At 64.0% G+C, this 13,907-nt stretch carries 14 protein-coding genes; 9 read left to right on the top strand and 5 right to left on the bottom strand.

Annotation, left to right across the window (positions count from 1 at the left end; all coding sequences use genetic code 11):
• Position 1: 1 nt before the first annotated feature.
• Together WH303_RS22570 and WH303_RS22565 are read right to left on the bottom strand one after the other, a co-directional pair.
• Positions 2 to 949, bottom strand: coding sequence for a DUF58 domain-containing protein (locus tag WH303_RS22570; protein ID WP_339521181.1), 948 nt, complete (start codon positions 947 to 949; stop codon positions 2 to 4).
• A 67-nt stretch (positions 950 to 1,016) separates the two neighbouring features.
• The gene (locus WH303_RS22565; protein ID WP_339521180.1) at positions 1,017 to 1,937 is read right to left on the bottom strand and encodes an AAA family ATPase; all 921 of its coding nucleotides are present in this window, start codon (positions 1,935 to 1,937) and stop codon (positions 1,017 to 1,019) included.
• Positions 1,938 to 1,980: 43 nt separating this feature from the next.
• Between WH303_RS22565 and WH303_RS22560 the strand changes: the two genes are divergently transcribed.
• The 8 genes from WH303_RS22560 (at position 1,981) to WH303_RS22525 (ending at position 10,844) form a co-directional block, all read left to right on the top strand.
• The gene (locus tag WH303_RS22560; protein WP_027010912.1) at positions 1,981 to 2,934 is read left to right on the top strand and encodes a histone deacetylase family protein; all 954 of its coding nucleotides are present in this window, start codon (positions 1,981 to 1,983) and stop codon (positions 2,932 to 2,934) included.
• A gap of 21 nt (positions 2,935 to 2,955) precedes the next feature.
• Complete coding sequence (locus WH303_RS22555) at positions 2,956 to 3,735, top strand: enoyl-CoA hydratase (protein ID WP_339521179.1); 780 nt, start codon at positions 2,956 to 2,958, stop codon at positions 3,733 to 3,735.
• Between the two features lie 133 nt (positions 3,736 to 3,868).
• On the top strand, positions 3,869 to 5,143 hold the full coding sequence (locus tag WH303_RS22550) for a mechanosensitive ion channel family protein (RefSeq protein WP_021026939.1): 1,275 nt from the start codon (positions 3,869 to 3,871) through the stop codon (positions 5,141 to 5,143).
• Positions 5,144 to 5,345: 202 nt separating this feature from the next.
• On the top strand, positions 5,346 to 6,095 hold the full coding sequence (locus WH303_RS22545; protein ID WP_339521178.1) for an electron transfer flavoprotein subunit beta/FixA family protein: 750 nt from the start codon (positions 5,346 to 5,348) through the stop codon (positions 6,093 to 6,095).
• Between the two features lie 25 nt (positions 6,096 to 6,120).
• Positions 6,121 to 7,053 carry an electron transfer flavoprotein subunit alpha/FixB family protein gene (locus WH303_RS22540; RefSeq protein WP_339521177.1) on the top strand — a complete coding sequence of 311 codons (933 nt, stop codon included), beginning with the start codon at positions 6,121 to 6,123 and terminating at the stop codon, positions 7,051 to 7,053.
• A 169-nt stretch (positions 7,054 to 7,222) separates the two neighbouring features.
• Positions 7,223 to 9,016 (top strand): acyl-CoA dehydrogenase, encoded by a 1,794-nt coding sequence (locus WH303_RS22535; RefSeq protein WP_339521176.1) that lies wholly within the window; start codon positions 7,223 to 7,225, stop codon positions 9,014 to 9,016.
• A 107-nt stretch (positions 9,017 to 9,123) separates the two neighbouring features.
• Positions 9,124 to 10,113, top strand: a complete 990-nt coding sequence (locus tag WH303_RS22530) for an NAD(P)H-dependent flavin oxidoreductase (protein ID WP_133858571.1) — start codon at positions 9,124 to 9,126, stop codon at positions 10,111 to 10,113.
• Between the two features lie 86 nt (positions 10,114 to 10,199).
• A complete protein-coding gene (locus WH303_RS22525) occupies positions 10,200 to 10,844 on the top strand; it encodes a hypothetical protein (protein ID WP_339521175.1) in 645 nt (214 codons plus the stop codon).
• Here WH303_RS22525 and WH303_RS22520 read toward each other — a convergent pair.
• A complete protein-coding gene (locus tag WH303_RS22520; protein ID WP_339521174.1) occupies positions 10,841 to 11,344 on the bottom strand; it encodes a hypothetical protein in 504 nt (167 codons plus the stop codon). The two genes, WH303_RS22525 and WH303_RS22520, sit on opposite strands and share 4 nt — an antisense overlap.
• A complete protein-coding gene (locus tag WH303_RS22515; RefSeq protein ID WP_339521173.1) occupies positions 11,328 to 11,912 on the bottom strand; it encodes a GbsR/MarR family transcriptional regulator in 585 nt (194 codons plus the stop codon). Before WH303_RS22515 ends, WH303_RS22520 begins: the two co-directional genes overlap by 17 nt.
• A gap of 210 nt (positions 11,913 to 12,122) precedes the next feature.
• On the opposite strand from WH303_RS22515, the gene WH303_RS22510 reads away from it, so the two are divergent.
• Positions 12,123 to 13,307 carry an acyltransferase family protein gene (locus WH303_RS22510; RefSeq protein ID WP_339521172.1) on the top strand — a complete coding sequence of 395 codons (1,185 nt, stop codon included), beginning with the start codon at positions 12,123 to 12,125 and terminating at the stop codon, positions 13,305 to 13,307.
• A 33-nt stretch (positions 13,308 to 13,340) separates the two neighbouring features.
• Here WH303_RS22510 and rnk read toward each other — a convergent pair whose 3' ends face one another.
• Entirely contained in the window at positions 13,341 to 13,754 is a 414-nt protein-coding gene (gene rnk, locus WH303_RS22505) for a nucleoside diphosphate kinase regulator (RefSeq protein ID WP_021026932.1), read from the bottom strand.
• Positions 13,755 to 13,907: the final 153 nt, after the last annotated feature.

The following is a 13,907-nucleotide window of genomic DNA, read 5'->3' as shown; positions in this document are numbered from 1 at the left end:
CCTAGGCCAGCGCCAGTGCGCGCAGACAGGCCTGGCGGTGCGCGGGCCCGCTGTCGGCGGCTTGCTCGGCGTTGGCCGCTCCCAAACGCAGCCCGTAGCGCAGGCCTTGCTGGTCGGCCATCACCACCCAGGCGGCCAAGCGCGAGAGCTGGGCTTCACGTTCTGCCAGGCCGCATTGGCTGGCATCGAGCCACAGGTCCTGCTGCGCCTGGTGCTGGTTGTCGCGCACGACAAAATGGCCGCTGCCGGTGGCCAGCGAGGTGGCCGCCTTCTTCCAGACCACCAGCTTGAGCGGGTCTCCGCGCCGGTAGCTGCGCACGCCATCAAACTCCCCACTGCTGGCCCGCAGGCTGGCGCTGCTGCCGGTGCCTGCATCGGCCAGGCCCAGCGGCAGCGGCGGTGGGTTGGTTTCTGGGCAGGGATAGACCAGAGCCTTTTCGGTGGTTCTAAAGACGGTCCACATGCGAAAGACGCCGAGTGGAAAGCGGGTCTCGACCAGCACCGCAGGCAGGTTTTGGTAGCCGCGCCGCTCGGCCGGCGTGCTCAGTTGCATGGGGGTGCTGGCTTGCGCGGGGGCGTCCACCTGGCTGAGTTCATGGCCTTGGTAGTGGCGTATGCCCAGTGCATAGCGGCTGCGCCGGCTGGGGTTGTCCAGACGCAGATCCAGGCGCAGCGGCTGGCCGGCAAACTGCGCCTCGGGGGCATGCAGCTCCAGCTGCAGACCCAGCAGATTGCGGTAGCCGATACCCACCGACACCAGCGCCGCGCCGGTGAGCATGAAGGTCAGCAAAAAGCCCAGGTTGAGCTGAAAGTTGATGCTGGTCACCAGCAGCACGAGCAAGGTGAGCGCCAGCATCCAGCCCGCACGCGTGGGCAGCAGGTAGAGGTTGCGGCGGCTGACGGCATGGCGGCTGGCGCTGGGCAACTGGGCCAGCCACCACTGGCGCATGCGCTGGCGAAGCCGCTGGACAGGGCGGTTGCGGGGCTGCCCTGAAGCCGCTGGGGGCGCACTCACACTACTGCAGCGCCACGCTGTCCATCATCGCGCGCACCTGCTCGACCGCGCTGCGCCCCGAGGTGCTGACCGGCACCAGCCGGTGCGCAGTGGTCTGCGGCAGGATGGCCTGCACATCATCGGGCGCGACATAGTCGCGGCCCTGGATCAAGGCCTGCGCCTTGGCGGCCCGGATGAGGCCAATGCCTGCGCGCGGGGACAGGCCCTGCACAAACCACTGGCCCGAGCGGGTAGCCGCGATCAGCGCCTGCACATAGTGGATCAGCGCATCGCTGGCGCGCACGCTGGAGACTTCCTGCTGCAGGAACTTCAGCTCGACGGCCGAAGTGAGTGCCGGCAACTGGTTGGCGATGTCGCGGTGGCCTTGGCCGGCCAGCAACTGGAACTCGGCCGCCTGGTCGGGGTAGCCCAGCGAGATGCGCATCAGGAAGCGGTCGAGCTGGCTCTCTGGCAGCGCATAGGTGCCCAGCTGGTCGAGCGGGTTCTGCGTGGCGATGACAAAGAAAGGCTGGGGCAGCGGGCGCGTGGCGCCCTCGACCGTCACCTGTTTTTCTTCCATGGCCTCCAGGAGCGCGCTTTGCGTCTTGGGGCTGGCGCGGTTGATCTCATCGGCCAGCAAAACCTGGGTGAATACGGGGCCGGGATGGAACACAAAGGCCTGCTGCTCGCGCTCATAGACCGACACGCCGGTCAAGTCGCTGGGCATCAGGTCTGCAGTGAATTGCACCCGCGCAAACTGCAGCCCCAAAGTGCGGGCCAGCGCATGCGACAGCGTGGTCTTGCCCACACCTGGTACGTCTTCAATCAGCAGATGTCCTCCCGCCAGCAAACAAGTCAGACAATCCTGAACCTGCGCCGGTTTCCCCACAATCACCGTGTTAAGCTGAGTCAATAATTTTTGTATGGTGTGCTGTGTCTGCATACCAGCACAATAAACGACAAAGGCAGTTAAGGAGACGAAAACTGTGTCCAAGACAGGTTATTTCAGCCACCGTGACTGTTGGCTGCACGACATGGGGCCTGCCCACCCGGAATGCGCTGCTCGCCTGGATGCGATTGAAGACCGCTTGCTGATCACCGGGGTGGGGGATGCGTTGGAGCGGCGCGACGCCCCCAAGGCCAGCATGTCCGATCTGGAACTGGGTCATGAGCGCCTGCATATTGCGTCGATCCGTGGCCTGTCCGAGATGGCGGCCGACAACCAGGCCATCGGCGGCCCGCAAACGCTGATGCTGGACACCGACACCGCCGTCAACGGTGCCACCTGGAATGCCGCGCTGCGCGCCTGCGGCGCGGCGCTGGCTGCCACCGATGCGGTGATCAGCGGCGAGATGGAAAACGCCTTTTGCGCCGTGCGCCCGCCGGGCCACCATGCAACGCGCAAGCAGGCCATGGGCTTTTGTTTTTTCAACAATGTCGCCGTTGCCGCCAAGTATGCGCTGATGCGCCACCAGCTCAAGCGCGTAGCGATTGTCGATTTTGATGTGCACCACGGCAATGGCACCGAAGACATCTGCGCCGGCGACCCGCACATTTTGATGGTGGGCATTTTCCAGCACCCCTTCTACCCGCATTCGGGCGACAAGGACCCGGCGGCCAATATGCTCAATGTGCCGGTGCCAGCCTACACCAAGGGCATGGATATCCGCGAGATCGTCGAGACCTACTGGATCCCGCGCCTCGAGGAATTCAAGCCCGAGATGGTCTTTATCAGCGCAGGCTTTGATGCCCACCGCGAAGACGACATGGGCCAGCTGGGCATGGTCGAGGCCGACTACGCCTGGATCACCCACCGCGTGAAAGACATTGCACGGCGCTTTAGCAAGGGCCGCATCGTCTCCTGTTTGGAAGGCGGCTATGTGATGACGCCGCTGGCGGCCAGCGTGGAAGCCCATATCCGCGTGCTCGCCGATCTGTAAACACCTTTTGAGGACCTGGCCATGACGGACAGCAAGCTGCTGGTGCAGACCCGCGATGCGCGTGGTGTGGTGACCTTGTGCATGAATGATGCGGCGCGCTTCAATGCACTGGGCGATGAGATGCTCGCTGCCTTGCGCGCCGCGCTGGCGGCCATTGCGCAGGATGCCTCCGTACGCGTGGTGGTGCTGGCCGCACAGGGCCGGGCCTTTTGCGCGGGCCACAACCTCAAGGACATGGCCGCCCATCCTGACCGCGCCTGGTACCAGGACCTGTTCAACCGCTGCAGCCAGGTGATGATGGCGATCCAGAAGCTGCCTGTGCCGGTCATTGCGCGCGTGCAGGGAATGGCGACCGCCGCCGGCTGCCAGCTGGTGGCGCAGTGTGACCTGGCCGTTGCCAGCAGCGAGGCGAGCTTTGCCACCAGCGGCATCCAGTACGGCCTGTTCTGCGCCACGCCCAGCGTGCCCCTGGTGCGCAACATGCCCATCAAGCAGGCGATGGAGATGCTGCTGACGGGCGAATTCATCAGCGCCGAGCAGGCGCTGGCCCAGGGCCTGGTCAACCGGGTGGCCGCGCCCGAGCAGCTCGATGCCGAGCTGGCAAAGCTGGTCGCCGCCATCATCAGCAAACCGGCTGCTGCCGTGCGCATGGGCAAGGCCCTCGTCTACCAGCAGCGGGAGCTGGGCATCGAAGCGGCCTACCAGCTGGCCAGCCAGTGCATGGCCTCCAACATGATGGACAGCAATGCGCAGGAAGGCGCGCAGGCCTTTGCGCAAAAGCGCAAGCCGGTCTGGTCTTAGCCCCAGGCTGCGCTCAGCCGCGCGTCCCAGGAACTCTGCCGCTCCTACAAACGGCAGCGCCCTATCGGTGATACGGTACGGAACCAGCATATGCTTGCGCGTATGCTTTTTTTGGACCCTATGAGACCGGCGCATGGATATCTTTGATCGTTTACTACAGGACTTTGAACAGGCCAGCACCTGGCAGGAACTGGCCGTTCTGGTGATTTGCATTGGCCTGGCCTGGCTGCTGACACGCAGTTTTTACCGCCACCGCGACGATGGCAAGCCCTCGGTATGGTTTGGCAAGACGGCCTGGGGCGGGGCGCTGTTCCCGCTGCTGGCGCTGCTGTTCACTGCAGCGGCCCGCATGCTGGTGGAGCACTACCAGCCGGTGTTCTTGCTGCGGCTGGCGGTGCAGATTCTGCTGTCGCTCGCGGTGATCCGCTTGGTGGCCCGGGTGCTGGCCAAGACCTTTCCCAACTCCACCTTGGTGCGCCTGATCGAGCGGATTTTCTCGTGGCTGGCCTGGGGCGTCGCGGTGCTGGGCATCCTGGGTGTGCTGCCGCAGGTGATGGCCCAGCTCGATGCCGTGCAGTTCGCCTTTGGCAAGACGTCGATATCGGTGCTGGAGCTGTTCCAGGGGGCGATATCGGTGGGCATGGTGATGCTGGTGGTGCTGTGGATTTCGACCACCTTCGAGCAGCGCGTGATCGACGATATGGTCAAGGACCTGTCGATGCGCAAGATGGCCGTCAACCTCACGCGCATGCTGCTGATCACGGTCGGCCTGCTGGTGGCGCTGTCGCTGGTGGGGGTCGATCTGACGGCACTGTCGGTGCTGGGCGGTGCCTTCGGGGTCGGCCTGGGCTTTGGCATGCAGAAGATCGCCTCCAACTATGTCAGCGGCTTTCTGGTGCTGATCGAACGCGCCTTGCGCATTGGCGACAACGTGCGCGTTGACGGTTTTGAAGGCCGCATCACCGACATCCGCACGCGCTACACGGTGATTCGCGCATCCAACGGGCGCGAATCGATTGTCCCCAATGAGACCTTGATCACCCAGCGGGTGGAAAACCTCACCGATGCCGACCAGAAGTTCAATCTGACGACCCAGATTGTCGTGGGCGCAGACAGCGATGTCGCGCAGGTGCGCGAGGTCTTGAAGAGCGCCGCACTGGCGCAGGCCCGGGTGCTGGCCAAGCCCGAGCCCTCGGTATTCCTGGTGAATTTCGCGCCCGACGGGCTGGAGTTCAGCCTGAGCTTTTACATCAACGATCCGATGAACGGCCAGGCCAATGTGAAGTCGGCGGTCAATATCGCCGTGCTCGAGGGCTTGCGCGCTGCTAGCATCGAGATTCCGTTCCCGCAACGTGTTTTGCATATCCAGAACAATAGCGGCGGTGCAATACCTGCCAGCCAGGGCTGATGAACCGCCAACTTGTGCGGAAAATGGAGGCTGCTGCGCAGCGATGCGCCGATAATTGGTCGTTATGGCTCGTTTGGTCATAAAAAAGCACGACCGTGCTGTTTTTGTGCGATGATGGCCTGATCCATGCCCATGGCTGAGTGGCCGCGCCAACGCGCCGCCACTGGCGCAAACCTATTGAACAACTCAGGAGTCGAGGTTTATGAAAGTACTGGTACCCGTCAAACGCGTGGTGGACTACAACGTCAAGGTGCGCGTCAAGAGCGATGGCTCGGGAGTGGACATTGCGAACGTGAAGATGTCGATGAACCCCTTTGATGAAATCGCGGTGGAAGAGGCCGTGCGTTTGAAGGAAAAGGGTGTGGTCACCGAGATCATCGCCGTGAGCTGCGGTGTGACCCAGTGCCAGGAGACGCTGCGCACGGCGATGGCCATTGGTGCGGACCGCGCCATCCTGGTCGAAACCACCGAGGAGCTGCAGCCGCTGGCCGTTGCCAAGCTCCTGAAGGCCCTGGTCGACAAAGAGCAGCCAGGTCTCGTGATCTGCGGCAAGCAAGCGATTGACGACGACGCCAACCAGACCGGCCAGATGCTGGCAGCGCTCGCTGACCTGCCCCAGGCCACGTTCGCCTCCAAGGTCGAAGTCGCGGGCGACAAAGTCAATGTGACGCGCGAAGTGGACGGCGGTCTGGAGACCCTGTCTCTGTCCATGCCCGCTGTCATCACCACCGACCTGCGTCTGAACGAGCCGCGCTACGTCACCTTGCCCAACATCATGAAGGCCAAGAAAAAGCAGCTCGACACGTTGAAGCCAGAAGACCTGGGTGTGGACGTGAGCCCGCGCCTGAAGACCTTGAAGGTGCAGGAACCCGCCAAGCGCGGCGCCGGCGTGAAGGTGCCCGATGTGGCCACCTTGATCGACAAGCTCAAGAACGAAGCAAAAGTAATCTAAGCCTGCCGCTCAAAGGAATACCAAAATGACCGCACTCGTTATTGCAGAACACGACAACCAAACGATCAAGACCGCCACGCTCAACACCGTCACCGCAGCCCTGGCTTGCGGCGGCGATGTGCATGTGCTGGTAGCAGGCGTTGGCGCAGCTGCTGCAGCCCAGGCCGCAGCCCAGATCGCAGGCGTTGCCAAAGTCATCCTGGCTGACGGCCCGGCGCTGAAAGACGGCTTGGCCGAGAACCTGGCCGCGCAAGTGCTGGCCATTGCTGGCAACTACAGCCACATCCTGGCGCCAGCCACCGCCTCGGGCAAGAACGTGGCGCCACGCGTGGCAGCCAAGCTGGACGTCGCCCAGATCAGCGACATCACCAAGGTGGTGAGCGCCGACACGTTTGAGCGCCCCATCTACGCGGGCAACGCCATTGCCACCGTGCAGTCGATCGATGCGACCAAGGTCATCACCGTGCGCGGCACCGGCTTTGATGCAGCCGCAGCCACCGGCGGCTCGGCTGCGGTCGAGAACGCAGCAGCCGTTGCCGACAGCGGCAAGAGCAGCTTTGTGGGCCGCGAAGTGACCAAGAACGACCGCCCGGAACTCACGGCCGCCAAGATCATCGTCTCCGGTGGCCGCGCGCTGGGCAGCGCCGAGAAGTTCAACGAAGTGATGACCCCGCTGGCCGACAAGCTGGGCGCAGCCATTGGCGCCAGCCGCGCTGCAGTCGACGCGGGCTACGCGCCCAACGACCTGCAAGTGGGCCAGACCGGCAAGATCGTCGCGCCCCAGCTGTATGTGGCAGCGGGCATCTCGGGCGCCATCCAGCACTTGGCCGGCATGAAGGACTCCAAGGTGATCGTGGCGATCAACAAGGACGAAGAAGCGCCGATTTTCAGCGTGGCTGACTATGGCCTGGTGGCTGACCTGTTTGAAGCCGTGCCTGAGATGGCCAGCAAGCTGTAACAACGTGCCAGCAGCCACCCCACGCCGCAACAGCATCCCGCTGACGCTGGGTGTGATGGGCAACGTGGTGGCCGCGAGACGCATCTGAAGGCATCCCCTGGGGGATGCCTTTTTTGTATGCGCGGCGCACCCCCAAAACCACAAGCAACGATAAGACGAGGAGACAACGATGAGCTACAAGGCACCTGTCAAGGACATGCTGTTTGCGATGGAGCACCTGGCCCGCATCGACCAGGTGGCACAGATCCCCGGGTTTGAAGAAGCGGGGCTGGAGACGGCGCAGGCCGTTTTGGAGGAATGTGCACGCTTTAACGAAGAGGTGGTGGCGCCGCTGAATGTGGTGGGCGACCTGCAGCCCTCGACCTGGAAGGATGGCCAGGTCAGCACCACGGCGGGATTCAAGGAGGCCTTTGCGCAGTATGTGCAAGGCGGATGGCAGGGCCTGCAGCACCCGGTGGATGCCGGCGGCCAGGGCTTGCCCAAGACGATTGGCGCAGCCTGTGTGGAGATGCTCAACAGCGCCAACATGAGCTTTGCGCTCTGCCCCTTGCTCACCGATGGCGCGATCGAGGCCTTGCTGACGGCTGGCAGCGATGCGCTGAAAACGACCTACCTGGACAAGCTGGTCTCCGGCCAGTGGACCGGTACGATGAACCTGACCGAGCCGCAGGCCGGCTCGGACCTGGCGCTGGTGCGCACGCGTGCCGAGCGGCAGGGCGATGGCAGCTACCAGGTCTTTGGCACCAAGATCTTCATCACCTATGGTGAGCACGACATGGCCGAGAACATCGTGCACCTGGTGCTGGCCCGGGTGGCCGGCGCGCCCGATGGCGTCAAGGGCATCAGCCTGTTTGTGGTGCCCAAGTTCCTCGTCAATGCCGATGGCACGCTGGGTGCGCGCAACGATGTGCACTGCGTGAGCATCGAGCACAAGCTGGGCATCAAGGCCTCCCCCACCTGCGTGCTGCAGTATGGCGACCAGGGCGGCGCCACCGGCTTTTTGGTGGGCGAAGAGAACCGGGGTCTGGAGTACATGTTCATCATGATGAACGCGGCCCGCTATGCCGTGGGCCTGCAGGGCGTGGCCATTGCCGAGCGGGCCTACCAGCAGGCCGCCGCCTTTGCCAAGGAGCGTGTGCAAAGCCGCCCGGTTGATGGCAGTGTGGCCGGCAGCGCCACCATCATCCACCACCCCGATGTGCGCCGCATGCTGATGACCATGCGCGCCTACACCGAAGGCTGCCGCGCGATGGCCTTGACGGCCGCTGCCGCCTTTGATGCCGCCCATGCCCATCCCGACCAGCAGGTGCGCCAGGACAACCAGGCTTTCTACGAATTCATGGTGCCGCTCATCAAGGGCTACAGCACGGAGATGAGCCAGGAGGTGACCAGCCTGGGCGTGCAGGTGCACGGCGGCATGGGCTTTATCGAGGAGACGGGTGCTGCCCAGCACTACCGCGACGCCAAGATCCTGACCATCTACGAAGGCACCACCGCCATCCAGGCCAATGACCTGGTGGGCCGCAAGACCGCGCGCGATGGCGGCCAGGCAGCGCGTGGCATCGCCAGCCAGATTGCGCAGACCGAGCAGGCCTTGAAGGCCAGCAGCTCGGGCTCAGCCCAGGCGTTTGCACGCGCACTGGCGCAGGCACGGCAGGACTTTCTGGCGGTGGTCGACTACGTGGTGGCGGGCAGCAAGACCGCGCCCAATGATGTGTTTGCGGCAAGCGTGCCGTACCTGATGCTGGCAGGCAATCTGGTAGCAGGCTGGCAGATGGGCCGGGCCTTGCTGGCGGCCGAGCAGCAACTGAGCCAAGGCGCGGGCGACAAGGCGTTTCTCGAAGCCAAGGTGACAACCGCGCATTTCTATGCCACGCATATTTTGGTAAAAACCTCGGCATTGCGCGAAGAAGTTCTGCATGGTGCGGCCCCGGTGATGGCGCTGCCGCAGGACAGTTTCTGAGCGCCATGCCCCCCATCTGAAGCCCCTCTCGCGCCTTGGCCAAGGCGCCTGGAGTCTGCGCCGCCCCAGCAGCGCAGAAGGCTTTTGCCATTTGAAGGAGACCTTGTATGTCCAAGCTTCCCGGCGCGTTGCAGAACGTGCCTTTTCCGGTCATCGGCTCGCCGCTGTTCATCGTGAGCAACCCCCAGTTGCTGATTGCGCAGTGCAAGGCCGGTATCGTCGGCTCCATGCCCGCGCTCAATGCCCGCCCGGCCGAGCAGCTCGATGACTGGCTGGCCGAAATCACCGAAACCCTGGCGGCACACAACCGCGCCCACCCTGACCAGCCCGCTGCGCCGTTTGCGATCAACCAGATCGTGCACCGGACCAATGAGCGCCTGGAGCATGACATGGCGCTGTGCGAAAAGTACAAGGTGCCCATTTTGATCACCTCGCTGGGTGCGCGTGAGGATGTGTTCCAGGCCGCCCATTCCTGGGGTGGTGTGGTGATGCATGACATCATCAACAACAGCTTTGCCCACAAGGCCATCGACAAGGGCGCCGATGGCCTGATCGCCGTGGCCGCTGGTGCCGGTGGCCATGCGGGCATCAAGAGCCCGTTTGCGCTGGTGCAGGAAATCCGCGAATGGTTTGACGGCCCGCTGGCCTTGTCGGGCAGCATTGCGCATGGCCGTGCCGTGCTGGCCGCCCAGGCCATGGGCGCCGACTTTGCCTATATCGGCTCGGCCTTTATCGCCACCGACGAGGCGCGTGCGGTGGAAGAGTACAAGCAGATGATCGTCAACTCCAACTCGGACGACATCATCTACAGCAACCTCTTCACCGGCGTGCACGGCAACTACCTGAGCCCCTCGATCCGCGCTGCCGGCATGGATCCGGACAACCTGCCGGTCTCCGACCCCAGCTCGATGAGCTTTGGCAAGGACCGCAAGGCCTGGAAAGACATCTGGGGCAGTGGCCAGGGCATTGGCGCCGTCAAGCAGGTGGTGCCCGCTGCCGAGCTGGTGGCCCGGCTCAAGCGCGAGTACTTTGAGGCCCGCGATGCGCTGCTGGCCAGCAGCCCGAGCCGCGCAACGGCCCCTGCACAGGCGGCGTAACGCGCAGATACCAACACCGGCCGCCGAGGCTGAACTTTGGCCCTGCGGCGCTGTCCAACGGCGCTTGACGGCTACGGTGTGATGCGATGGAGAATCTGTTTTTTGCCCAAGGGCCCGCCCAGCCGCTGCAGCGCCGCCGCTGCCTGGTGTGGGCGGCCGCTGGCTTGGTGGCTGGCGCAGGCTTTGCGACCACGGCGGCACAGGCTGCCGATACCCCACTACCTGCTGGCGCGCGCAGCATCAGCATCAGCCAGGCACAGCTGCAGCAGGCCGTCGCTGCCAAGTTTCCACTGGCCCGCTCCTGGCAGGGCATGGTCGTCATCCAGCTGCAAAAGCCCAGTGTGCAATTGCTGGCAGCCAGCAACAGCCTGCGCGCCGCCTTCGATATCTGGGTGACCGAGAAGCTGATGGGCAACGAATACCCCGGCCAGATGACCCTGGACTTTGGCCTGACCTTCCAGGATGCCGATGCCAGCATCCGCCTGCACAACGTGCATGTGCAGCAGCTGCAGATGCAGGGCGTGCCCGCTGCCTACCAGGGCATGTTCCAGACCTATGCACCCCGCCTGGCCGAGCAGGTATTGCAAGGCCTGCTGGTCTATGAGCTGCCCGCCAGCCAGCGCATGCTGCTGCAAGGCCTGGGCTATACGGTGGAGCGCATGGAGGTGCAGGAGCAAGGCCTGCGCATTGTGCTGGCGCCCAAAACGGCCACTGCTGCGCCAGCGCGTTAGGCCAGCGTGTAGGGATAGTGGACGGATAGGCCCGGCGCCAGTTGCTCCATCAGCGCCAAGGCTTGCAGCGCCACATCCTGCCCCTGGTCCAGCCCCTGGTCTTGCGCCGCTTCCAGCTGGGCCATCAGATCGGCCAGTTGCAGCCATTGCCCGGCATCGATGCCCAGCGGTTGGGGCAGGGCATCAGGCCCGGCACTGTGGTCCAGAAAGGCAACGGCCTGCTGCTGGTCACGGCTCAGCAACCAGGCATCGCCGCTGCCCGAGCAGGCAAACACCCACCAGTCTTGGCCCAGCTTGGCCAGCGGGGCATCGCGCCCCCAGGTTTCCTGGGCAGCGGCCAGGTGGTCCAGCAGCACAAAATCGCCGGCGATCTCGGTCGTGGGCAGGCCATGGCCGGGCATCAGGCCAGGCACCACAGCAGGCCAGGGGCTGCCGGGCCAGAGCCGCTCGGCAATGGCGGCCGGGGCTTGCAGCGCCAGCATCTCAGTCGTTGCCTTCATTGCGGGCGGGCGATTTGCCGGTCAAGCGGTCCTTGATGGTCAGCACCCGGGTGACGGCGCTGCCCATGCCCATCAGCTGCAGGGCGGTGTCGGGGTTGAGGCGCTGCACATCGTCAAACCAGGTCATCAGTTTGTCGATCAGGTCGTACATCTCCTGCATGCGCTGCTGGGCGTACTGCTCGTCGGCGGAATGGGTTTCCTGCAGCAGGGCGGAGCGCAGCATCGACTGCGTGGGTTCGATCTCGCGGCGGCGGCGCTCTTCGGCCAGGGTGCGGAAGATCTCCCAGACATCGGCCGGCGCTTCAAAGTATTCGCGCCGGTCGCCTGGCTGGTGGCGCATATGCACCAGGCGCCAGGATTGCAGCTCCTTCAAGCCCATGCTGACATTGGAGCGCGAGAACGACAGGCCCTCGGCAATCTCGTCGGCATTGATCGGCTGGGGCGAGAGAAAGATCAGCGCATAGATCTGGCCCACGGTGCGGTTGATGCCCCAGCGGCTGCCCATCTCGCCAAAATGTGACACGAATTGGCGGGTGAGCTCGGGCAGCGGGGTGGGGGCTTGTTTCATGGCGCTGATTATCGGTTTTTTCTGGAAAAGCTGAAACGCCAGGCTGCGATGGCCTGGAGCGCAGCCCACCGCGCTTTGTAAAGACGGCATATTTCGCTCGGTCCTCGGGGCCGCCCCGTCAACGCAGGCAGAAACAACGGCGTTACATATGGAGTGGCACTGCGCGCGCGGTGCCACACCCTTGTCAGAACATTGCCAGCCTGCTTTGCAATGGCTTGCCCATTGCGGGGCCGCTGGCCAGAGACTATCTTGCCTACCACAACAACCCATAACAAACGAAATCTGTGGCTGGACATGACCAAAGGGGCTTGCTGTGCTGCCATTGTCTGGCACCACCTGGCTTTCTACGGCCCGATGTCGGATGTCGCAGCGCAAGTCACCCCCGGCATCATTGACTGGCTGGCGGAATATGCGCGCATTGCCGTGCAGATTTTCCTGGTCATGGGCGGCTTTCTGTCGGCGGCCAGCCTGGCCCCGCAAGGTGTGGCCCGCTTTGGCAGCCCGCTGGCCAAGATCGGCCAGCGCGCGCTACGCCTGCTCGCGCCTTATTCCGTCGCGCTGTTGCTGGCTGTGTTCATCGCAGCGCTGGTGCGGCCCTGGTTTGCCCATGAATCCGTACCCGCCGAGCCTACCTGGCAGCAGCTGATCGCCAATGCGCTGATGCTGCAGGACATCAGCGGCGAAGATGCGCTGTCGGCCGGTGTCTGGTATGTGGCGATCGATTTTCAGCTGTTCGCCGCCGTCACCTTGCTGTTTGCATGGAGCCGCCGCTGGGCCCGCCAATGGCTGGGCCTGCAACTGGGCCAGTGGGTCGTGCTGGCGCTCACGGCCTTGTCGCTCCTGGTGTTCAACCGCCACAGCGAGCTGGACATGTGGTTTGTCTACTTTATCGGTGCCTATGGCATGGGCATGCTGGCTTTCTGGGGCAGCCAAAGCGCCAAACCCTGGTCCTGGACGGCCTGCCTGCTCGCTTTTGGCCTCGTGTCACTGGAAGTGGATTTCCGCCTGCGCATTGCGGTGGCGCTGTGCGGCGCCGTCGCGCTGCTGTGGCTGATGCGCCTGCCGGCAGACAGCCGCCTGGTCGACTGGCTGGGCCGCCAGGCGCCCGTGCGCTGGCTGCAGTCGCTGGGCCAAATGGGCTACTCGGTGTTTCTGGTGCACTTTTCCATCGTGGTGCTGTGCAACGCGGTGGTCTCGCATGTCTGGCCGAGCCAGCCCTGGCTGAACTGGCTGGGCATGGGTCTGGCCTTTGCGCTGTCGCTGCTGGCCGGGCGCGCGCTCTACCTGGGGGTGGAGGCGCGTACGCCCAGCTTGCGCTCTGTTGCCCGCTGGGAGCTGGGCCTGGTCGGGGGCGGCCTGCTGGTGACCCTGGTGGGGGCGCGCTTGTCGATGTAGGCAGGCCCTTGCCGGCGCTTGTCGGTTGGCCGCTCAGCGGTGCAGATCGCCGGCGCGCTCGGGCTGGTAGCTGATGCCGGTCACACGCACGGTCATGGTCTTTCCGCCCACGGACGGCCAGGCCAGCTCATCGCCAATCGCCAGGCCCAGCAGCGCACTGCCCACGGGTGCAAATACCGAAATCTTGCTGCTCGTGTCGTCCAGGTCCTTGGGGTAGACCAAGGTCAGCTGGAACTGCTTGCCCGATTCGGCAATGTCAAAGTTCACGGTGGAGTTCATCGTCACCACATCCGGCGGAATATCGCTGGGCTCCACGATATCGGCGCGGGCAATCTCGGCCTCCAGATCCGCCTTGCCGGGGAAGGCACTGGCCGGCATGGCCTCCAGCAGCGCTTCCAGGCGGTCCACATCCAGGGATGACAGGATGAGTTGGGGTTTGCGAGACATGAAAACTTCCTCCGGAGTATGTAATCCCCGAATGTAGGCCATGGCCCATTTCGCACCAAAACGGTGCGAATAGCCCTGGTGTGCGCGGCGCTTGCAGAGGCTGCCGGGATGGCGGACAATGCATGAAATACTGTATATAAAAACAGTCATCAT

The organism is Comamonas sp. MYb69 (assembly GCF_037479315.1).
In the GTDB taxonomy this organism is placed as follows: Bacteria; Pseudomonadota; Gammaproteobacteria; order Burkholderiales; family Burkholderiaceae_C; genus Comamonas.
This window is presented reverse-complemented; position numbering and strand designations above follow the sequence as displayed.